General features: G+C 41.5%; 16 protein-coding genes. 14 read left to right on the forward strand and 2 right to left on the reverse strand.

All coding sequences use genetic code 11. The features are described from left to right. Positions 1-37 precede the first annotated feature (37 nt). Positions 38-778 carry a FadR/GntR family transcriptional regulator gene (locus MUB35_RS14970; RefSeq protein WP_225305210.1) on the reverse strand — a complete coding sequence of 247 codons (741 nt, stop codon included), beginning with the start codon at positions 776-778 and terminating at the stop codon, positions 38-40. A 524-nt stretch (positions 779-1,302) separates the two neighbouring features. Between MUB35_RS14970 and MUB35_RS14975 the strand changes: the two genes are divergently transcribed. Beyond that, positions 1,303-2,634, forward strand: coding sequence for a phosphoadenosine phosphosulfate reductase (locus MUB35_RS14975; RefSeq protein WP_033140139.1), 1,332 nt, complete (start codon positions 1,303-1,305; stop codon positions 2,632-2,634). Next, positions 2,624-3,157, forward strand: a complete 534-nt coding sequence (locus tag MUB35_RS14980; RefSeq protein ID WP_033140138.1) for an IbrB-like domain-containing protein — start codon at positions 2,624-2,626, stop codon at positions 3,155-3,157. The genes MUB35_RS14975 and MUB35_RS14980 overlap by 11 nt, the downstream gene beginning before the upstream one ends. Positions 3,158-3,611: 454 nt before the next feature. Here the strand turns inward: MUB35_RS14980 and MUB35_RS14985 are convergent, their stop codons facing one another. After that, complete coding sequence (locus MUB35_RS14985) at positions 3,612-4,805, reverse strand: M20 metallopeptidase family protein (protein ID WP_103731455.1); 1,194 nt, start codon at positions 4,803-4,805, stop codon at positions 3,612-3,614. Positions 4,806-5,977: 1,172 nt separating this feature from the next. Between MUB35_RS14985 and MUB35_RS14990 the strand changes: the two genes are divergently transcribed. From MUB35_RS14990 to MUB35_RS15045, 12 genes are all read left to right on the forward strand, one after another. Continuing rightward, entirely contained in the window at positions 5,978-7,042 is a 1,065-nt protein-coding gene (locus MUB35_RS14990) for a D-alanyl-D-alanine carboxypeptidase family protein (RefSeq protein ID WP_103731454.1), read from the forward strand. A gap of 144 nt (positions 7,043-7,186) precedes the next feature. Then, positions 7,187-9,148: a thioredoxin domain-containing protein gene (locus MUB35_RS14995; RefSeq protein ID WP_103731453.1), complete on the forward strand. Its 1,962-nt coding sequence runs from the start codon at positions 7,187-7,189 to the stop codon at positions 9,146-9,148. 483 nt (positions 9,149-9,631) lie between these two features. Continuing rightward, on the forward strand, positions 9,632-10,954 hold the full coding sequence (locus MUB35_RS15000) for an extracellular solute-binding protein (protein WP_103732263.1): 1,323 nt from the start codon (positions 9,632-9,634) through the stop codon (positions 10,952-10,954). A 96-nt stretch (positions 10,955-11,050) separates the two neighbouring features. Continuing rightward, positions 11,051-11,935, forward strand: a complete 885-nt coding sequence (locus MUB35_RS15005) for a carbohydrate ABC transporter permease (RefSeq protein WP_029470595.1) — start codon at positions 11,051-11,053, stop codon at positions 11,933-11,935. A 1-nt stretch (position 11,936) separates the two neighbouring features. Then, positions 11,937-12,782 carry a carbohydrate ABC transporter permease gene (locus MUB35_RS15010; RefSeq protein ID WP_033140134.1) on the forward strand — a complete coding sequence of 282 codons (846 nt, stop codon included), beginning with the start codon at positions 11,937-11,939 and terminating at the stop codon, positions 12,780-12,782. A gap of 10 nt (positions 12,783-12,792) precedes the next feature. Then, positions 12,793-14,301: an arabinosylfuranosidase ArfA gene (arfA, locus tag MUB35_RS15015; RefSeq protein ID WP_103732264.1), complete on the forward strand. Its 1,509-nt coding sequence runs from the start codon at positions 12,793-12,795 to the stop codon at positions 14,299-14,301. A 177-nt stretch (positions 14,302-14,478) separates the two neighbouring features. Continuing rightward, the gene (locus MUB35_RS15020) at positions 14,479-15,471 is read left to right on the forward strand and encodes a LacI family DNA-binding transcriptional regulator (RefSeq protein ID WP_033140193.1); all 993 of its coding nucleotides are present in this window, start codon (positions 14,479-14,481) and stop codon (positions 15,469-15,471) included. A 107-nt stretch (positions 15,472-15,578) separates the two neighbouring features. Beyond that, complete coding sequence (locus MUB35_RS15025) at positions 15,579-16,451, forward strand: family 43 glycosylhydrolase (RefSeq protein ID WP_103732265.1); 873 nt, start codon at positions 15,579-15,581, stop codon at positions 16,449-16,451. 144 nt (positions 16,452-16,595) lie between these two features. Beyond that, positions 16,596-18,701, forward strand: a complete 2,106-nt coding sequence (locus MUB35_RS15030) for an RICIN domain-containing protein (protein ID WP_172725716.1) — start codon at positions 16,596-16,598, stop codon at positions 18,699-18,701. Between the two features lie 586 nt (positions 18,702-19,287). Next, entirely contained in the window at positions 19,288-19,995 is a 708-nt protein-coding gene (locus MUB35_RS15035) for a response regulator transcription factor (RefSeq protein ID WP_033140131.1), read from the forward strand. Continuing rightward, positions 19,982-21,103 (forward strand): sensor histidine kinase, encoded by a 1,122-nt coding sequence (locus MUB35_RS15040; protein WP_033140130.1) that lies wholly within the window; start codon positions 19,982-19,984, stop codon positions 21,101-21,103. The genes MUB35_RS15035 and MUB35_RS15040 overlap by 14 nt, the downstream gene beginning before the upstream one ends. 165 nt (positions 21,104-21,268) lie before the next feature. Then, on the forward strand, positions 21,269-23,377 hold the full coding sequence (locus MUB35_RS15045) for an ABC transporter substrate-binding protein (RefSeq protein WP_103731747.1): 2,109 nt from the start codon (positions 21,269-21,271) through the stop codon (positions 23,375-23,377). The last annotated feature ends 2 nt before the right edge of the window (positions 23,378-23,379 follow it).

Genomic DNA, 23,379 nt, shown 5'->3' on the forward strand with positions numbered 1-23,379 from the left:
TCATGGACAATGCGGGTATAATAGTAATCTTTCCCCCTCAGTGGATTCCATTCAAATGTAGCCGGCACTTGTGGGGAAAACTGAGGAATACTGTCTGAAATTGGGTGAAAGTTTCTAAGATAATGTCATACATGTCTTGATAGAGTGCTTGTAAATGATAATACTGTTCAACCGGATTACTTTCTGACAGTACCTCCATGATAGCTTTGGGTTCAAAGGAAGGCTTTTGGGGCATTATGTCAAGGGAGAGGGCACATATCTCTAAAAAATAGGAAAAATTTCCCTGAAGCTCAAAGGCTGTGTGTAGATCGCATAACAGAGGGTTATGGCTGGCACTCAAAATGTCTCGTGTCAAAGCAATCAAAGCTTTCCAGCTCTCGGGAGTAATTCCCTGCTGAGCTGCTTTTTGAGCCTGCCGATAATGAGGCATAGTATCCATTGGACGGGAATGTGCAGCGGATACAAGCAAATAAGGCAATAGCCGTCCATAAGTTTCATATACCTGCAGGATTGAATCCCGCTGCTCAAAAATAGTAAAGCCATCAGGACTTTTCAAGTTTTGCGAAAGGACTACAGGAGTCTGACGCATCTGAATATCAATCAATCTTTCAGACTTCAAGGTATCCAGTACCCGTTTAATGGTTGCAATCCCAACATTATATTCTTTACATAAATTTCTGGAGGAGGGGAGTTTGCTGCCAGGCTGTAACTGTCCGGAGACAATGCGTCTTTTTAGATCCTCATATACATAAGAAAATCGAGTTTTCGGTGGTTTCATAATATAGTACCTTTCTTAAAATGCACAAATGCATATTTTATCCATTATACTACTAAATCATGAACCGTGGCAATGAAACTTGAATAAAGGATAATAATCTATGGGCTGCCACTGCATTTTTTTCTTGAGTATTATAGGGCAAAATGATAAAATGAAAATGAACTGCCAGTAAACATGTAATTGGAGGTACGGCTCAAAGGGCCAAAATTTTAAGACATCCTATTTGCATAGATGAGCAGAATGGTGGAAGGATTTGTTCCTCTTTCAGAACTTCTGCAGTGGTGTCATGCTAAATGCGGATGGAGAACTACAGGCGGCACCTACTACCTAAACTGTAACCATTTGGTGATAATGGGAAGAGTGTGATCTGTTTCTATTCCCCAGATAGGTGGCAATAGCGATCAGGGCTTTTGGATTGCCATGCTGTTTATCAGCGTATTTACCCCATCACTGTCACACTAATCAGTCCCTTTTGGGGTTGGAGAAAGGCATTTAGTCGGAATGAACAAAAGAGAGGTGCTTTTTTGAAAAAAGAGTATTTACATCTGAATGTTTACGATGCGTTTTTAGATCGAATGCATTTTCTTTTTGAAGAATTTGATAATATCTATATTTCCTTTTCTGGAGGCAAGGATAGCGGTTTGCTGCTCAATCTGGCCCTGGACTATCGAGATCAGCATTATCCTGAAAGAACCCTTGGTGTATTTCATCAGGATTTTGAGGCGCAGTATTCTATGACGACAGAGTATGTAGATCGCACCTTTGAACGGATAAAAGACCAAGTGGAGCCTTTCTGGGTGTGTCTGCCTATGGCAACCAGAACAGCGCTAAGCAGTTATGAGATGTATTGGTATCCTTGGGATGATACAAAAAAGGATATCTGGGTACGGGAGATGCCCAAAAAAGAATACGTTATTAATCTGGAAAATAACAGGATAACAACCTATCGCTACCGAATGCATCAGGAGGATTTGGCAAAACAGTTTGGACGATGGTACAGAAAGGTCCATAATGGCGGGAAAACTGTTTGCCTGCTGGGGATGCGGGCTGATGAGTCCTTACAGCGGTATAGTGGATTTTTGAATAAAAAATATGGGTACAAAGATACCTGCTGGATCAGCAAACAATTTAAAGATGTCTGGTGTGCCTCACCTTTATATGATTGGACAATCAATGATGTGTGGCATGCCAATTATTTATTTAATTATGATTATAACCATCTATATGATCTTTATTATATGGCAGGTCTCAAACCGTCACAAATGCGTGTGGCTTCTCCGTTCAATGACTATGCTAAGGACGCTCTGAATCTATACCGTGTCATAGACCCGGAGATTTGGAGTAAGCTTGTTGGTCGTGTACAGGGGGCGAATTTTGCTGCAATTTATGGAAAGACGAAAGCAATGGGTTACCGGAATATTTTCTTGCCGGAGGGGCATACGTGGAAAACTTACACAATATTTCTTTTGGATACATTACCAAAAAGACTGCGAAATAACTACATAAAAAAATTTAATACATCTATCCAGTTCTGGCATGAGACCGGAGGAGGTTTGGATGAAGTCGTGATTCAGGACCTGCTTGAACATGGATATCACATAAGACGAAATGGCGTTTCAAATTATACATTGAATAAAAAATCACGGATTATATTTGAAGGGAAAATACCAGACGATACGGACGATATCAAATCCACAAGGGATATCCCCAGTTGGAAACGGATGTGTTATTGTATTTTGAAAAATGATCATATCTGCCGTTTCATGGGGTTCGGGATGACACGACAGCAACAGAAACGGTTGGATGCCATACGTTGTAAATACAAAAGCATAGAGGAATTGAATTATGAAGTATAGAAGCCCAGTTTATGATGTAATCGCTGTTCCTATAGAAAAGGTACGGCCCAATGACTATAACCCGAATAAAGTACCACCACCTGAAATGAAGCTGTTATACGAAAGTATTAAGGAAGATGGATATACGATGCCGGTGGTTTGTTACTATTCAAAATCACAGGATGTTTATTTAATTGTTGATGGTTTCCATCGGTACCAAGTAATGATGGACCATCCGGATATCTATGAAAGAGAACAAGGATTGTTACCGGTCTCTATTATCAAGAAACCACTTGACAAACGTATAGCCAGTACCGTGCGTCACAACAGGGCACGGGGGTCTCACGATGTGGATCTGATGAGTAACATTGTAAAAGAACTACATGAGCTTGGACGTTCAGATGCATGGATCTCAAAACATTTGGGAATGGATAGGGATGAGGTATTGCGTCTCAAGCAGATCACAGGTCTTGCCTCGTTATTTAAGGATGTAAACTTTGGTGAGGCATGGCGTCCTGTGGAGGAAGAAACGGAAAAAGGGTAAATAATATAAGTGGAGATATGATAGATTGCCTATAATTCCTATATCTGCACAAGGTCGTTTACTTGATTGAGTACAATACAAAACAGGGCAAGGAAATGATGGACTGTGCTGAGTGCGTAATCAGCAAACGTATTATGAGGGGCGGAGTATACCAGTAGCACAACAGTGTTCTGCATGCGGTTGTATACATACTCAAAATGAGCTACAAGACGGATTACAAAATGGAAGGTTTCTTTCAGTATGTGGTTTCTCCCCTTGAGAGATATTTGTGGCAGGATAGATTTTTATCGGCAACAATCTAGCCTGATCGTTTCACTTCAAAATATGAAATCCAAGTGGGAGACACGATTACATGTTATCGGAAGTGATCAATGAGACGCAGATTGCTGCAGATGCGAGGCAGGAACCCTTGCCCTTCTTAACCTTCACGTCAGCCCTTTATCATGTTATTCAATTACTCGCCACATAGCCACCTTAACGCGCAATATGCATGAATGGCGGTGCCCTTTGTCAGAATATCTTCATTGAATATTACTTCCTCATTGTGCATTGGCTTGCCATAAAGAGGGGTTTCGTCCGGTGTTCCCGCACCAAGCATTAGGTAGGCACAAGGCAGTTCATAGGTATAGGAAGCGAAATCCTCTGAGCCCATGCCGCCTTCCTCCATCAGATAGACGGACTGCTCTCCGAACAGTTCTTTCACATAGTCGGTCATCTGGTCGACGAGTTTGCAGTCATTGTGCAGCGGTGGGGCCGATGCCAGTTCTTCCACTATGGCGCTACCACGGAAAGCCTGGGCAGTTGCCCGGGAGATTTCATCTAGCCTGCGTAGAATCTGGGCGGAGAGGTCGCGGTTAAAAGTGCGGATTGTGCCCTCAATCACCACCTCCTGAGGGATGATATTAGGTGCGTGTCCGCCACAAAATTTCCCTACGGTGACGACCGCCGGGCTCTTTGCAGTGATCTCTCTGGCTGTAATCTCTTGGAGCGCAAGATAGATATGGGCGGCAATATTGATGGGGTCAACTCCCGTCTCCGGCATCGCGCCGTGGCAGCCCGTACCCTGCACAGAAATCCGGAACAGTGTGCAGCCTGCCATAATTGTACCCTTGCCACACAGTACAAGGCCGGAGCGTGTGCCGGAGTGAACATGAAGCGCTAATCCTGCCTGCGGGGCAGGGGATTTTAAAATGCCTGCGTCAAGCATGGCCTTTGCGCCGGTAAAGCCTTCCTCATCCGGTTGGAACACCAATTTAACAGTTCCCTTGAGTTCGGATTGATATGTTTTGAGCAGTCTGGCAGCTCCGAGCAACATTGAGGTGTGCATATCGTGGCCGCATGCATGCATCTTGCCGTTTTCTGAGCGAAATGGTAAATCTGTCTGTTCTTTTATTGCCAGGGCATCCATATCGGCACGCAACAAAATACAACTTCCGGTATTCTTTCCGGTAATCGTGGCGACAATTCCGCTTTCGCAAATTTCAATCGGCGCATACCCCATTTCAGACAGGGCCTTTTTCACAAATTCTTTCGTATTCGGCAGATAGGCGCCAACCTCTGGCTGTTGGTGCAATGCCCTTCGATAGGCAATAATCTCTGATTTTAATTGTTCTGCTGCTTGAATCATTAACTCTGCTTGAACGCCCATGTCATATGAATCCTCCTTAGATTATATAGGCTGCCTTTCTCTGATAGTGTAGAGCATTAAGCCATACCGTGTTTCCTAAAGGTTCTAAAATTTAATTTTACTATAACACTGGCAATATTTGAACTATTTAGCAGAAATATCGCCTACGTTTTAGTATGATATAGATTATAAGCCTGATAAACTTTTGGTGTCCATACTTATATACTTACATCAATGTATTATTATTATTCAAACATGAAATAAAAAGCTAAAAAACTGCATGAAAAGACTGGAAAAATCTGTATGCTATTTATAAGATGCTGGGGTCAAAATGTCATATAAGTATTTTTCTAATAATTGTATCTGTGTTATAAACAAAATATCTATTATGAAAGAAATTTTGTAAAAATATAATTACTGTGACACCAACGATATAAAAACAATAATACATAATCGGGAAGCTTAGCATTGGTTTTTTACAGTTAAGTTGTTTTTCCATCCCTGGAAGATACTCCACCATACAACGGTTACAATGTTCCTCTGGTATGATCACTTCAAAGGTCGCCTTACGAATCTGCGTCTTTTATTACCCAGGCGACATCGGACTGTACTTATAATAAATGGATATTGTGAAAAGCGGGGCATGGAAATTGATATCCACAGGCTGCCGGAAATGCCTGGTATTCTGGTTATGCCGGTCTGAGCAAGGGAAACGATTTGGATGTGCTACTTCACGCTGCGGCACATGATAAAGAACGTATAGATGGTCTGATAATGTGACAGTATTTTGGTACACGAACGATGAGCTACTTGTAGTACAGATACAAGCTTTAAGGTAGCTGTAGAAAAAATAGATGATCATGCGCTAATCAAGGTCATGAACGAAGGAGGTACGATTCCTCAGTAACGATTAGAGAGAATATTTGAGCAGTTTTATGGCCTGGTTGTATTAAGCGAAGCAGCTGCAGGCGGAGCCGGACTGAGTAACTTCATTACGGCAAATTACCGCCCAAAGTACGGTGGTCATACCTGTTTTTGAGGTATCATTGGTGCTCGTAGGAAAATCGTAAGAAATTTCGTACAAAATCATATGTTATCCATAAAGGAAAGCGAAAACATAAATCACTCTATTCTGATATTCTATATATCAAGAAGAGTGATTTTTTACTTTCAGAAAGGAGTTAAGGATAACGATGGTACATCAAAACATTAGTGTAAATTGCGATAAAGGAAACAGATGGAAGGCAAAAAAGAGAAAAAGTATTTATAACAGCGCTGTATGTATAGTACTTTGTATAATCATAACAGTTGCAGTCTTTGGAGGAGGAAATCTATTAGGTGTCAGCAAAGGGTCTCCATTCACTGGTAAAGAAAGTATGATAAACAATGGAGAGTTTTCACAAATGGACGGCGGAGAGAGCGGGACGGTTTCATCAATTCTCGACGCAGATAACTCTATTTCAGTGGATATTTCAGCCCAAAATGCCATTGTAATGGGTGCAGCTACAAACACTGTACTATATCAGAAAAACGGTACCCATAGAATTGCACCCGCCAGTACTGCTAAGATGATTACGGCATTGACAGTGCTTGACTACTTTTCACCGAATGATGAACTGACTGTAGGTGCAGAAATTAGAATGATTCACGGGGATTCATCAAGAGCGTGGCTGACTAAGGGCGATACCCTGACAGTCAGACAGCTCTTAATTGCCCTTATGCTTCCTTCCGGCAATGACGCGGCGTATACGCTTGCTGTGAATACCGGAAAGAAAATTGCAGGAGATAACAGCCTGACGAATAAGCAATCCATTCATGTGTTCATGGATAAGGTGAATGAAAAGTCCCAGATGCTTGGGGCTGAGAATTCAAATTTTGTAGTGCCAGATGGATATGACGCCGATGGTCAGTATACTACGGCCTATGATCTTGCCCTTATTGCAAAAGCATGTTTGGATAATCCCATCATTTCGGAAATTGTGGCAAGCTATACATCATCCGAAAGATGGGCGAATGGGAGAGTGGTTACTTACAATAATACAAATGAACTTCTCAATCCAAGCAGCCAATGGTATCGCCCTGAGGTGATCGGTCTAAAGACGGGTAACAGCAGTCTGGCCGGTGCTTGCCTAGTATCTGCGGCAGTTATTAACGGAGAAACATACATCTGTGTAGTGATGGGGTCTACTGAGGATGCTAGATTCCAGGATAGTATTGATATTTATGATGAAATCAAAGCTCAACAAAAGTATAACTAGGGTCTATATTCAAGCGGCAGTTTCCAATTAGGAACCGGACAATGTGTACAGGCAGTCATTGATGCCAAAAGGGATTGGATCGTAAGGTATTGTTTGCACGCATAGTGGAAATGCTTTTAAGGAACATCTAAAAGGAGGACCGTTATGAGTAGTAACCATCTAAGAGGTCAAAGCAGTCCATATCTTATACAACATTCGGAAAATCCTGTCGACTGGTATCCATGGTGTAATGAGGCATTTGAAAGAGCAAGGCAGGAAGATAAACCCGTTTTTTTAAGTATTGGCTACAGCACCTGTCACTGGTGTCATGTGATGGCACATGAGAGTTTTGAAAATGAGGAAATTGCCGCCATTCTAAACCAAAATTTTATTTCCATTAAGGTAGACAGGGAAGAGCGTCCCGATATAGATAGTGTGTATATGGCTGTCTGCCAGACACTGACAGGGAGTGGAGGATGGCCTATGAGTATTTTTATGACAGCAAAGCAGATGCCCTTCTACGCAGGAACGTATTTTCCGCCTGTGAACCGTTCTGGTATGATGGGATTTCGGGAACTGTTACTGGAGATCAATAAACTTTGGAAACAAAAGAGAGCCGGTTTGCTGCAGTCAGCAGAACAGATTTTAAGTCAAATAGATACAAATGCGGGCAATTCAGAAGATAAATTGCAAAAGCGGGCTGGAAAAGCAATAGACAGCGGACTCCCCGGGCAGGCAGCAGAATTATTTACAAGATCCTTTGATAAAAACTACGGTGGGTTCGGTTCAGCACCTAAATTTCCAACTCCCCATAATCTAATATTTCTTATGCTGTATTCCGGGATTGGGCTTGATGATAAATGGTATCAGGTAGAGAAAACTTTGGAGCAAATGCGAAGAGGGGGGATTTTTGATCATATTGGATATGGATTTTCCAGATATTCCACAGACCGTTTTTATCTCGTTCCTCATTTTGAAAAAATGTTATATGATAATGCACTGCTCATGATCGCATACGCAGCCGCATTTAAAATATCTAAAGAAAACATGTTTCTGGATACAGCAGAAAAAACTGCGGAGTATATTTTGCGGGAAATGACAGGACCTGACGGTGAATTTTACTCTGCCCAGGATGCGGATAGTGAGGGCAGGGAAGGATTATATTATATCTGGGATTATGAAGAAATTTGTAATATACTTGGTAGAGAAAAAGGGGAGGAATTCTGCAGTTATTTCGGAATCTCTGAAAAGGGAAACTTCGAGGGGAAAAATATACCAAACCTGTTGAATGGAAATCCTATTTCTGATAAATTCCATAAAGAAAAAAAGCTTTTATATGAGAATCGGCAGTTAAGAACAAAACTCCATCTGGATGATAAAGTCCTTACCACATGGAATTCTCTGATGCTTTCTGCTATGGTGGTACTATACCGGGTCACCGGAAAGGAACGATATCTTCAATCGGCCGTGCAAGCGCATTGTTTCATTGAGAAAAACTTGGCAGACGGAAATATACTTTTTGTCAGCTGCCGCAATGGAGCTGGAGCTGTAAACGGATTTCTTGATGAATATGCATATTATACAGCGGCATTGCTCAGTCTTTACGAGGCGGTCTCTGATGAAAAGTACCTAAGGCGTGCAGAAGAGATCTGTAATGAAGCACGGCGGCAGTTTGAGGATCCGAATGGAGAAGGTTTTTTTCTGTACGGAGACCGGAATGACAGATTGATTACGAGGCCGAAAGAAACCTATGATGGTGCAATACCCAGTGGAAATTCCGTGATGGCTTATTGTCTTGTACGGCTTTTTCAGATTACAGATAATAAAGCTTATAAAAGTGCAGCAGAGCAGCAGCTTGCATATATGTCCCATCTAGCGGAGGGCTATCCGGCGGGATACTGTATGTTTCTGACTGCGCTTCTGCTATATGACTATCCGCCTCAAAAGATTACGGCTATATTGTCGAAAACGGACACAGAAGAAGAAATCATCAGCCGCGTTCCGCTGTATGCAGATATAAAGATCTTAAAGGAAGAAACGCCGGAGTTTAAATTGCTGAACGGAAAAACAACATATTATGTTTGTAAGGATCATATATGCCTTCCGCCGGTAAATGAGATAAAATAACCCTATAGTAAAGCTTATGGAGTGGCCAGTTCACGTATGGAAATCAAAGGGTGTCAGGGATTGGAACAATGCGGGTCTCGAATGCAGTGTCGGAGTTGAGTATCCGTGTGGCGGTAATATTTGAATAGAACAGTTTGCGGAGAGTTCCTGGTGAGTGTGTAGGCTTGCCGGGAACTCTTTTTTTATATACCTCAGGAAATATGGTGTGGGAGTATGAAATGTACTCGTGAACGTTTTGTTAATATAAAAAAATATAAAAATAAATCTGATAATTGCTAAATTAACATGCAATATTTAACAAAAGTTATGTGAAAAAATGATGCAAAATGCCGGTATTATAATTTTTTATTGACATTTATGCACAAAAATAATATTCTTAATTTATAAAAGCGGGTTACACGTGTACAATCGCTGCAAAAAGCCGACATACGACAAACCGGTAAAGTATGTTTGCTAAAAAGTTGAAGAAAAGGAGAAATAATTATGAAAAAAGTGAACAAGTGGAAGAGATTAGCTGCGCTTGGAGTTTCAGCAATGATGATTTTCTCAACGGTAGCTTGTGGAAGCGATTCCAAGGAGGGGTCAAAAACAGATGATGGGGATGTAAAGAAAAGCACCAAAGGTACGACAATATCATTCTGGAATAGTTTTACAGGCTCAGATGGCGATATGCTGGTTGAATTAGTAAACCGGTATAATGAAGAGAACAAAGATGGAATCACTGTTGAGATGGATATATCTTCAGATTTTGACAGCCAGCTATCCACTGCCTTTGCGGCAGGAACAGGCCCTACCATGATTTTAAGTTCAAGTGCATATAGGTTTACATACGGGGACTATATGCAGGATATCGGCGATGTGTTTGATAAGACTAATCTAAATAAGGATGATTTCATACAATCATATCTCGACTATTGCTCTGAGGGGGATAAGTTGTACTTTGTTCCATTTCAGGTTGTAGGTTATTACATGTATTGGAACAAGGATTTATTCCAAGCGGCGGGACTTAATCCGGAGACACCTCCTTCAACATGGGAAGAGTGGCAGTCATATGCTGAAAAGATTACGGATGAGGGCAAGAATATTTATGGCTCTGGTATTTCTTATGATTATCCATATCAGATTGCACATATGATGCAGCGCTTAGGCGGTTTGGCAGTAAAAGATGATAATGGCAGCTGGAAGGCAGATTTCGCAGGAAACACTGGATACACTGATTTTCTTACGATGTACAAGACACTAATCGACAACGGAGATAACCCGCTGGAAGCTGATACAGATTCTATGGTAAGTGCAGGGCAGATTGGTATGACAGTCGGCGGGCCGTGGGTAACAGCGGGGCTTGATACGGCAGGTGTTAATTATGGAATTGGCCTGATACCTCAGGGAGATGCAGGAGACATGAATTCAGTAGAGGTTCTTGGTTTCTCTGTTACAACAACGGCAAGTGATGAGGAAAAAGAAGCTGCATATAAGTTCATTGAGTGGTGGAATTCAGAAAATACAGAAGGCTCCAGCCCAGCTTTAGAGTGGTCTGTGTCAAATGGTTTCCCAGCCTATACATATTCCGTTCAGGAAAAAGAGGAATACAAACAAAGTGAAAAGCTTAGTGTGATGTCTTCTGCAAATCCGGATGCGCCAACGGATTTTATTGTTGATTCAAGTTTCCCGGGTATTAATGATATTTTAAACGATGTTATTCCGGAAATGATTAACTCGGTAGCATTTGGTAATGCATCGGTGGAGGATGCACTTGAAAAAGCTCAGAATACAGCAGATAAAATAGTTGAGGAATATAGTAAATAATTGATTTAATGGTGTTGTTGTCTGCGGATGGCAGCAAATAGGCGGCTGAACCAGCCGCCTTTCACTGGGAACTTGAGGCAGGTAGGAGAAGTGATAATGAAGAAAATGATAAAATACTGGAATAAGCCTTCCAGAAGTGCTTATCTCTTTTTGGCCCCATCGGTCATTTTGTTGATTCTGTTTAGTGTAGTGCCTCTTATTATTGCATTCGGATTAAGCTTATTCGATGTATCTATTACAATGGATTCGGCGCGCTTTATCGGCCTTGAAAATTTTGCTGAGGCATTTCAGGACAGTCGGTTTATAAACAGCTTAAAAGTGACGGCTATTTTCACTGGCCTGGAGGTACCACTGCAGGTTCTGGGAGCACTGGTAGTTGCGGCGCTGATTGCTAAGAATAATATCAAGAACAAGATTTTCAGAGCGGTTTATTTTCTGCCTGTGATATGTTCTGCGACGGCTATTGGTATTATGTGGAAGATGATTCTGCACTCCAATATTGGCTTTGTTACAGCAGCATTACAATCTATGGGGCTTGGGAAGATTAATTTTCTTAATACACCGGGCCTTACTATATTTGTAGTTTCGTTCATATCTATATGGAGAAGCTTCGGGATTTCTGCAATTATTTATGTGACGGCAATCCAGCAGGTATCAGCTTCCTTATATGAAGCGGCAGAGATGGACGGGGCAGGGAAGATAAGGCAGTTCTGGCATATTACAGCGCCATCCATCAGGCCAACCTTCTGGTACATTTTAATGACACGGTTTGCAGGGGCACTGCAGATATTTGATATTATATATATTACGACAAATGGCGGGCCTAACTATACAACCGAATCTACGGTCACTTATATTTATTCCAGAGCATTCTCATCGCGTTCAAGTATGGGATACGCTTCTGCCATGTCCGTGATTTTATTTGCGATAATTATGGTTGTAACTGTGCTGATGTACCACAAAATGAATCAGGAGGATTAATATGAAAAAGAAAAAGGCAATCAAGATCAAAGATGTAACGATCAGTATTCCCATATTTATCGTTTTAGTCATTCTGGCTCTGCTGGTTCTGGTGCCGATTATCTGGATGACGTTAAGTGCATTTAAGCCGGAAAAAGAAATAATATCCTGGCCTCCTACATTTGTACCACAGTCACTTACTGTAGAAAATTTTGTTGATGTACAGGATCGTATTAATATACTGCGCTATATGCTTAACTCTGTGATCTATGCAGGCGGCACGACATTGCTGGCTGTCATTGTGAATAGTATGGCCGGTTATGCATACGCTTTTTATGACTTCAAAGGAAAGACAGGACTGTTCTTAATGACTTTAGCTACAATGATGGTCCCCTTTCAGGTTATTATGGTTCCATTATTCCTCGTTGTATTTAAGTTGGGAATGTATGATTCATACTGGGGGCTGATTATACCAAGAGTTGCGGTTGCCGGTTCTATCTTTATGATGCGGGCGGCTTTCTCAGGAATACCGAAAGAGCTGGCCGAGGCTGCCAGGATTGATGGACTTTCAGAAATGGGAATTTTCTGGCGGATCATGATGCCGCAGGTGAAACCAGCAGCGATTACGCTGATTATATTAAGTATCAATGGATCATGGAATGATTTGCTGTGGCCGATGATTGTGACGAGCAAGACACAAATGCGGACACTGGCAAATGGTCTGGCATTATTCATAGGACAGAATACAATTGAGTATGGGGCGGCATTTGCAGGAGCACTGATCTCACTGCTCCCTATGTTTATCCTGTATATGGCCGGACAGAAGTATTTTGTGGAAGGTATGGCAAGCGCCGGATTAAAGGGTTAAGGAGATTTGTATGTTAGAGGCTAAAATTGTTTGCGATAAAAATTTTAAAATAGGGAACATTGACCCTAGGCTTTATGGTTCATTTCTGGAACATATGGGAAGAGTTATTTATACAGGGGTGTACGAACCGGAAAATTTAAGTTCTGATGACGAAGGATTTCGCGGCGACGTGCTGGAGAAGGTAAGAGAAATGGGAGTGACATCTGTTCGCTACCCGGGAGGGAACTTTGTCTCTGCTTACCGTTGGGAAGATGGTGTTGGCCCGAGGGAGAGCAGGCCAAGGAAGCTTGAACTTGCGTGGAAGGCGATAGAAACGAATGAGTTTGGGACAAATGAGTTTATCCATTGGGCGCGAAAAGCAGGTGTTGAGCCAATCTTTACGGTAAATCTGGGAACCAGGGGAATAGAAGAGGCAGTCCAATACATTGAGTACTGCAACTTCCCCGGGGGGACGGAGTACAGTGAATTGCGAAAAAACCACGGTGTACAAAAGCCTTATGGAGTGAAGATGTGGTGCCTTGGAAATGAAATGGACGGCGTGTGGCAGATAGGGCATAAGAGTGCATATGAATATGGGTGCCTCGCTGCAGAAGCCGGAAAGACTATGAAGCTGGTAGACCCGTCGATAGAGTTGATTGCATGCGGCAGTTCCCTGTCAAATATGGAGACATATCCAATGTGGGATATGGAGGTCCTGGAACAGACATACGATGTGATTGATTATCTGGCCCTGCACCAGTACTATGGGGGACAGGAAAAAGGTACAAAGGCGTTTTTAGCCCAGACTCTCGATATGGAGGAATATATAAAAACGGTACGCTCCGCTGCCCAGGTAGTTAAGAAGAAAAAACGCTCTGGAAAAGATATTAAATTTAGTATGGATGAATGGGGGGTGTGGGCAGTCCCAAGTGATTCTGTGAATGTGGAAGTGTCAAAAGAACCCTGGAATATAGCGCCTGCAATTAGTGAACAAATATATACACTGGAGGATGCCCTTCTTTTTGCGGGAATGCAGATGGTAATGTTAAGAAATGCCGATGTTATAAAGATTGCCTGCCAGTCACTTCTTACTAATGTCAGTGCATGCATTATGACGGAGAAAAACGGCGGGCTATGGCTCCAGACCATCTATTATCCATTCTATTATTTTGCAAATTATGCAAATGGCATAGTTTTGAGGAGCAATGCGTTGGGACCAGCCTATGAATGTGATGGTTTTAAACATGTCCCATACCTTGATGAAGTCGTTGTCTGGAATGATGCTGAAAATGAAATTGCTGTTTTTATAGTGAATAAGAGTGAAGAACATTCAATGAAAGTAGAAGTTATACTCCAGAATTTCGAGCTTAAGGGGGTGAAATGCTTTGTAAGTATGACGGCAAAAGACAAAAAGATGACGAATCAATATGATCATAAGGCTGTCATACCGCGTTCAAGAGAAAGTGCAGTGATTGAGTCTGGCAGTTGTATTGCAGAAATCGAACCACTGTCGTTTAATATGATTCGCATAGATGTCTAAGTTACTGTACGTTCCCGCAGATTCTGAGTAACATTCGTATAATGCACTTTGAACTCAGACAATCTCTTCGTTGCGGCGGCTGTGGATTGGTGTTATACTTAAGCTGATTTTAAGCAGAGTATCATATGTCCAGGCATGGCTGGCTCGGGTTTTATGGATGAACGGAGGGAATGGGAGATGGCAATCACTGTAAATCAAATTGCTGAAAAATGTGGTGTATCAAGAACAACTGTATTAAGGGCGTTAAACGACAGGGGAAGCGTTGGGAAGGAGACACGGGAAAGGATTCTGGCAGTTGCCAAAGAATATAATTATCGTCCGAATCTGCTGGCCAGAAGTTTGAATCATGGCAGAACAATGTCCCTGGGCGTGGTAACGATTAATATAGAAAATATGTATTTTGTCCAGTCTTTAAATATTATAAATAAGGAAGCAGACAAGAGAGGGTATTTCACTAATATTGTGGTCTGTGATGAGAGTCTGGATTGGGAAAAGAAGCTGATACAAGGACTTGCGGACCGTCAGATGGAAGGGATACTGATCAGTCCGATTAATAAAGGAAAAGAGTTTGAAGAATTTTTGCTTTCACTGCATATCCCGATTGTCTGCATAGGGAATCAAGTGTCAGATGCAATAACCACAGTACAGGTAAATGAGATGACAGCGGCTATGGAATCAGTCGATCTGATCGTGTCCAAAGGATATGAAAGAGTTGTCTTTATCTGTCCTCCGCTGGCTGTGAAAGAGAAAGAAAATATATATGTCCATGAACAGAGACTTTTAGGGTTTAGGGCGTCAGTTGCTAAATATCCTGAACTTGAATCAGCGGTGATTGGCAAAACTGATTATCTTCCTGATGTGAAGTGCGTGATTAAAGAAGGAAGAGAAAAAAGGACAGCCTTTTTATGTTCCGGCGACAGCTATGCATTGAATGTGATGCGCTGGGGACAGCAGAATGGGATGTCTATACCAAAAGATTATGGGTTAATGGGATTTGATAACATTAATATTCTGGAATTTATTTCTCCCAAATTAACAACAGTATCTACAAATCTTGAGGGTGTGGCGGCAACTGCGGTTTCGGAATTGCTTGCTCAGATCGATTCAGAAGAGTATTCACCGAAAGCCATTTATCTGAATTATAAGATATTAGATAGAGAAACTCTGTAGTCTGGCAGTGAAAATATATTTTGTATACAACCTCACAGCGGGCAGAAAATAAAGAATCGGCGATTTACCATATATCAGCACGCAGCAGCTTATTATATGCGGAATAGATTTGCCTTTATTCTGTTTCGGAATATGACCGGATCGTGCTTCGCGGCAGCAGAACGCTTGACGGTCTGGCAGATGCAGACGAAGTTACTATATGGGAGAAGCATAGAAAGGGAATTATGAGTATCCATATATGGGCCCCGGAAATTCACTGTATTGAAGATAAATGGTTTATTTATTTTGCGGCGGGGAATAAGGATGATATATGGGCAATACGCCCTTATGTTTTAGCGTGTACAGGAGATGATCCATTGAAGGATTCCTGGATGGAATTGGGGCAGATGCAGGCAGCGGATGATTTTTCATTCAAAGATTTCTCTCTTGATATGACTGTATTTCAGAACAGAGGGATATGGTATTGTGTGTGGGCAGAAAAAGTCAGTGAAGGAAAGAAAATATCGAATCTTTATATAGCAGAAATGGAAAGTCCGTCAAAGCTTTCTACCCCCCATGTGCTTTTGACATCTCCGGATTACGACTGGGAGAGGGTTGATTTTTGGGTAAATGAAGGTCCGGCATTACTGCGGCATGATGATATGTTATACCTGACATATTCAGCAAGTGCTACAGGTGAATGCTATTGTATGGGAATGCTGAGCATTCCGGAAGATGGAGAATTGTTGAATCCGCGTGCATGGAAAAAGGAAAGAGTTCCCGTTGTTAAAACGGATTGGAAAAAGGGGATTCTCGGACCCGGGCACAATTCATTTACAAAAGCAGAGGATGGAAAAGGGGACATTATGGTCTATCATGCCAGACAATATGATGAGATTGATGGTGATCTGTTATACGATCCTAACAGGCATGTGTACCGTATGAGGATTGAATGGGATAAAGAGGGGCGGCCAGTGTTTAACTTTGAGAATAATTTTTAAAGTTCTGTGATTTCCTAGACTTTGTAAAATACAGTACAAAGACATGATTACTTATACATGAATAATGGAGGAGTCAATCGACCAAAGGGTATATTTGATTATTCATTGTACATGTACATTCCAGTATACGAGGAGGATATAAAAATGGGAAGATGGTATACTTTGTGCCGTAGACTGACTGCTCTTGCGGCAGTGTTTATGATGGTGTTTTGTTTCGTCATTTCGGTGTCTGCAAAGACAACAGAAAATGGAGTGGCTGTTTATGTTTCTGACAATGAGTCAACGTTTGATCCTGGAGGAGCTACTTATTCAAGAATCATATGTCTGAAAAATAGTGGTAGCGCGAATGGCACTTTGCTATGTACCTATGACCAGCTGAAAAATGTTACGGTTGATATGGATGATGGTACAAGTGTTTCAAAACAGGTATATCCGATTTATAAAAGCACGGACAATGGAGATAACTGGCAGCTTATCAGTAATGTATATGACAAAGAATATGGTCTGTTAAGGACTTCCCAGCCATGTCTCTATGAACTGCCGGTTCAGGTTGGGGATATGCCGGCCGGTACCATTTTACTTGCAGGTAATATTTTTGATGATGATCCTTATACTCAGTCCAGAATAGTCCTTTATAAGAGTATGGATGGCGGATACACATGGACGTTTCTAAGTGAGGTAGATAATGGGGGCGCTTGTATTTATGATCCGAGTACTACTTCTACTACCACAACTGTTTGGGAGCCGTTTTTGGGGATGAGCGAATCGGGAGATTTAGTGTGCTATTATTCTGATGAAAGACAGAAATCCGATGGGGTTCTGCAGGCAGTTTCTCTTAAAACCTCATCTGACGGCGTGAATTGGAGCGGACTTACAAATGTTGCGGCAATAAATAATACGAGCGATAGACCGGGTATGATAACGGTAACAGAGCTGCCAAGCGGAAAGTATATGGCAACGTATGAAATGGTGAACCGCCCGAGTCTGAGTAAGAATAATGCTGTTGTCTACTGCAAGTTTTCCGATGACGGCGTGACATGGGATGCAGGAAGCCTTGGAACCAGAGTTGCTCTGGCGGACGGCAGGGGAATCGGTTCTTCTCCCTATGTAAAATGGATTGATGCGGGCGGTCCCAACGGTATGGTTGTGATCTCTGCGAAGTGGGGGACAGACAGCAGCGATAGTATCAGTGGCGGACAGAATTTTTATGTGAACTACAATCTTGGCAGGGGTTCATGGGAGCGGCTGCCAATGGCGGTGACCTATGATTATAATGACCTGGCGGGCGGGTATTTTTCAGGATTTAGCCAGAGCTTTGATGTGAGCCCGGATAATTCCACTCTCTATCAGGCTACAAATGTAGAAAACTTTAGCAATGCCAAGACTATTGATGGAATAAGTTATAACCTGAATGATGTAAGGGTTGGCACCCTTCCGCTGAAAGGGAGTATTTACGAAGCAGAAAAAGCAGCGATTACAAATGCTCAGGCTGGTAATGCTGTTGATGCATCTAACGGACTGGAAGTGCAGTATATTAATGAGTCAGACAGCTCGGTTGATTTCCAGAACATCAAGGTCGAAAACTCTGGGAATTATAATATTCTGGTCAGGTATTCTAATGGTGAGGGGACAGAGGCATCTCACATGGTTACCGTAAACGGAACACAGATAGGAACGGTTAATTACCCTGTTACAGTCAATTGGGACCGTTACCTTTGGAGTGGTTTTTCCTGCTATTTAAATGCTGGCACTAATTCGATAAAATTTAGTAAAGATGTTGGCTTCGCAGAACTGGACTGTATACAAGTCAGTGAGACTTTCGATGATTTCGCCATTATTAATAAAAACAGCGGCAAGTATCTTGAGATAAAAAGTGCTTTGACGAATGAGGGGGCAGAATCAGGTCAATGGGGAATTACTGATCATTGGTGCCAGAAATGGAATTTTGAAGATGCCGGAAATGGCAGTTATAGAATCAAGAATATGAACAGTGGACTGTATCTGGATATTGAAAGTGAAAGTACTGTTGATGGGGCAAAGGCAATTCAAAGCAGTTATGCGGAACGCGATTCCCAGATCTGGTTATTAGAAGAGACGGAAGAGGGCTATTGCCATATTGTGAATAAAAATAGTGGTAAATATCTTGAAGTATTCAGTAATTCTACGGAAGACGGCGCATCGGTCGGACAATGGGGCATAACGGATTATGGCTGTCAGGAATGGATGCTGGTAAAAGAGGGTATTCATTAATATATACCCATCATACAACTCGTAATATAGTGATGATTTCTAAGTAAGTTATAATCGGGAGACTTGGCTTTCAAGTCTCCTTTTATTTTGTTTGAAATTACCTGGATAAAAAATATGTAATATACCCATACGGGATATATTGAGCGGGTATAAAGTAAGGTGTTAATTATGGGAGAGATAAAAGAGTGTTATCATAACACGAAAAGGTCGAGACGATTGACGAGAACATCGTTACTTTGCAGAAATTAATGGGATAAGAGGCAGAAGTCGGACAATGTACAGTAACAGGCATAAACTGTGCTGCGTGCAGCACCGGTTGGATAAGGTGGTTGCCAGGCTGCCGGGAGTGACATACTGCTTATTGGGCCTGTTGACGAATTCTATTAAGGTGAGGCTTCGATCTGTTCTCATAAATTAAAATGAATAACGGATATTGTTGAAATGAGAATCATGATGAAGGAGAATTCTCAGCATAACCGTTGTATCCTTAGGAAAAAATTAATGATTTTATAATCACAAATGAATAAATGGGAACAGTAAATTTGGTATACTATATAAAATTTAGAACAGAAAGGAGTATTATGTTTTGGCCGAGAAAATACTTGTGGTTGATGATGAGAAAGAAATTGCTGACTTAATTGAAGCCTATCTTCAAAATGAAAATCTGGATGTGTATAAATTCTACTCAGGTGCAGAAGCGCTTGACTATATGGAAAATATGGAGTTTGACCTTGTCATATTGGACATTATGCTTCCAGATATCAGTGGTCTTTCAATATGCCAAATGGTGAGAGATAAGGGATGTGCTTGTCCTGTGATCATGCTTACGGCAAAAGATTCTGAAACCGATAAAATTACCGGTCTGACACTTGGGGCAGATGATTATATTACAAAACCTTTTCGACCGCTTGAACTGATTGCCAGAGTAAAGGCGCAGCTTCGCCGTTACAAAAAATATAATACAATCTCCGCTCCCCATGTAACAGAAACAATCTTTGAGTATGCGGGATTGATGATGAATATTAAGACATATGAATGTACGATCGATGGAAACAGCCTATTGCTAACACCAACGGAGTTTTCGATCCTTCGTATTCTTCTGGAGCGCAAAGGCAGTGTAGTCAGTGCCGAGGATTTGTTTCATGAAGTTTGGCAAGGCGAATATTATACCAAAAGCAACAATACCCTTACTGTACACATTCGCCATTTACGCGAGAAAATGGGGGATACCGGTGAAAGACCCAAATATATCAAAACTGTCTGGGGGGTCGGATACAAAATTGAGGAAATTTAAAAAAAAAGATTACAACTATTCAAAGCTTAGCCGCATCACATTTGGCAAAGGATTATGTATAACAATTGGTGCTGCCCTGACAGTACTCCTCCTGCGGTTACTTAGCCAGGGACATGTGGCTGATATAATAGCTGCTGTCATTGCACGCATTCTTCACATCAGTGATACTGAGGCGGATATACTTTATTTCAAAGTAGTAGGAAATAACATGCAGTTTATTCTTGCGATAACAATCATCACTTTTATGTTTGTGTTATTTCAGATGCTGCTGAAGTCATATAAACGATATTTTGATGAAGTTGTAAACGGGATCGACCAGCTCATGGATGAGGAGGGACAGATATCGTTATCTCTTGAACTGGAAATTATTGAACATAAATTGAACCATGTCAGGCAGACACTGAAAACACGGGCGTTTGAGACACAGATAGCCGAGCAGAAAAAGAATGATCTTATTGTATATCTGGCTCATGATATAAAAACTCCGCTCACTTCAGTTATAGGATATCTTAGCCTTTTGGATGAAAATCCGGATATGACTGATGTGAAGAAATTAAAATACATCCATATCGCATGGGAGAAGGCTAATCGACTTGAAACTTTGATTGATGAATTTTTTGAGATTGCACGTAGTAATTCGGAATCCGTTCCTCTAAAAAAGACAATTATTGATCTTTACTATATGATGGTACAGATTTCAGATGAGCTGTATCCACAGCTAAATTCATGTGGGAAGTACATTGAAAACAATATCTCCGAAAATATGGTATTATACGGTGATTCTGAAAAGCTGGCAAGGGTATTTAATAATATTTTGAAAAACGCCATAGCATATAGTGCAGACAGCAGTGTCATAACAATTTCAGCCCAGGAGCTTCCCGGAAAGAATGTTGTCAAATTTGAAAATAAAGGTGACATTCCAGAAGACAAGCTAAATGTGATCTTTGACAAATTTTATCGTCTGGACAGCTCAAGATCAAGCACAACCGGTGGCTCCGGACTAGGTCTTGCCATCGCTAAGGATATTGTTGTAAAGCACGGTGGTGATATAAAGGCTGAAAGCAGTAACGGAAACACTGTGTTTATCGTTGAACTTCCCTCAGTTTAATACCATCGTGGCTTCTGCCTTGAAGTCTTAGGAATTCTTAGGATTTCATTTACCATTCCTTAGCTAATCATTTATATGAAATTAAAAAACTGCCTGCTCATTCATGGTATGCTGAATACACCTGAGAGAGCAGGTATTTTATATGCAAGGAGGATAGCGGATAATATGAAAATGTTACAACGAAACATCTCAATGCTATGTCTGATAGCGATGCTTTTTTCTATGACGGCATGTGGTCATAACACCAAGGATGAGGAGGCTCCTGAATCCTATGTCGCAAGTTTTTTTGACATCCCTGATTCCGTGACATACATTTCAAGGCTTCTGATCAGCGATAACAAGGCTTATGTGTGCTGTCAAGAAGGTAATGAGGTCTCGTATTTGGCGGCAATATCAATTGATAACGGTGATTTTCAAAAGCTGCCGCTGGTATTTGAGGATTCAACTGTACTTCTGGATTTTGGGATAGATCAACACGGCAGCATATGGGCTGTTTGCAAGGATAATGCAGGAGGCTACAGTTTGAAAAAATTTGATAGCAGCAATGCAGCAGTCCAATCCGTAGATTTATCGTCAGTACTGGATGCCACAGTTACTTCCTCATCTGGCAGTGAAATATTTATGAGTATGGATGCTGAGGGGAATATCTGCATAGCAGCCAAATGCGGTAGTACATATGCTTATCTTTTTGACAGCAATGGTGAGTTTTTGTTTGATCTCAATTATGATGGAAATCTTATGACAACCATAACGACCGGTGAGGGACAGATTGGTGTGTGTGCCACTACTACGGACAGAGCAAACTATAATCTGCTTACCGTGGATATAGATAATAAGGATTGGCATAAGGATCCCACATATTTAGGAACAACAGCAGGTCTGTTTGGAGGAAGTACCAGCAATTTCTATCTTTTTGACTCCTCAAGCCTGTATGGTTACAGTGCTGGGGCACAGAAAGGTAATCTTGTCTTCAATTGGTCTGATATGGGGTTGAACACATCGGATGTTCATGTATGTGAACTTGAGGATGGTCGATTTGTGGTTTTGGCCGCGTCGTCCAACCAGACTTCTGTACTCTCCTATGAGATAGGGGTGCTTTCCAAGGGAAAAGATAATCGGACAGAACTCAGTATGGTGAGCTTGACTGCCAATCCAAGTGTTGTCCAGGCTGTTTCGGATTTTAATAAAACAAATAAAGAATATAAGATTGAACTGACGGAATATTTTCCGTACGAACAAAACGTATCCGATGAGGAATGGGATAATGCCGTTTTAAATCTTAATACAAAGATTATTTCAGGGGATATACCAGACATTTTGGATATGAGCAATTTATCGGTTCCGATCTACCATAACAAGGGATTGTTGGAGGATCTCTATACGTATATTAAGAACGACTCAGAAATTAATATGGATGACTATTTCGCAAATGTCTTTGATGCCATAAGCATTGACGGTAAACTGCCTTACATTACAAATGGTGTATCTATATCCACAATGCTGGCTAATTCAAGTGCCCTTGGTGAAAGTGGGGGATGGACGCTGGACAGCTTGGAAAAGGTTCTGGAAACCTCGGGGTTAAATTCCATAAGTAATCTGTCTAGTACATCATTTCTTGAAATAATGCTCCAGACCAATGACAGCCTTGTTGACTGGGCCTCTGGTGAGTGCTTTTTCAATTCTCCGGAGTTCATAGAATTGCTGGAGCTTGCCGGGAAAATTCAGGAGAGCAGCCAAAGCGGCTTCGGGGCGGACTTGAGTGCTGCTGTGGCATCCTATGAAGCTGTTTACAGTGCATACCAAATTGCACAGTACAGAGATTCCTATAAGGGAAACGTAAATGTAATAGGCCTGCCAAGCTCCCATGGAGAATACCATGCGATCAAGCCAGAAGTAAAGATTGGAATATCCTCATCCAGCAAGTATAAGGATGGTGCATGGGAGTTTGTGAGGACATTTTTGATGAAGGAGCATCAGGAGTCTTGTTATCTTCTGCCATTCCATAAGGGAGCGTTTGATACAGTAATGCAGGCCGCTATTAATGGTAATTCCATGTGGACGTTCCTGTACGAAGACGGGAAGATAACACAAGAGGATGTAGAGCTTATGAGGACGCTCTTAAGCAGTGTGTCCTATGCAGTAAATGAAAGCCAGAATCTGGAAGATATCATATTAGAAGAAGCCTCAGAATTTTTTGCGGGAACGATAAGCGTACAGGAAGCTGCTGAAAAGATCCAGAGCCGTGCCAGCCTTTATATAAAAGAACAGATGTAGTT

This window comes from Blautia sp. NSJ-175 (genome assembly GCF_022867815.1).
Classification (GTDB): domain Bacteria; phylum Bacillota; class Clostridia; order Lachnospirales; family Lachnospiraceae; genus Blautia; species Blautia celeris.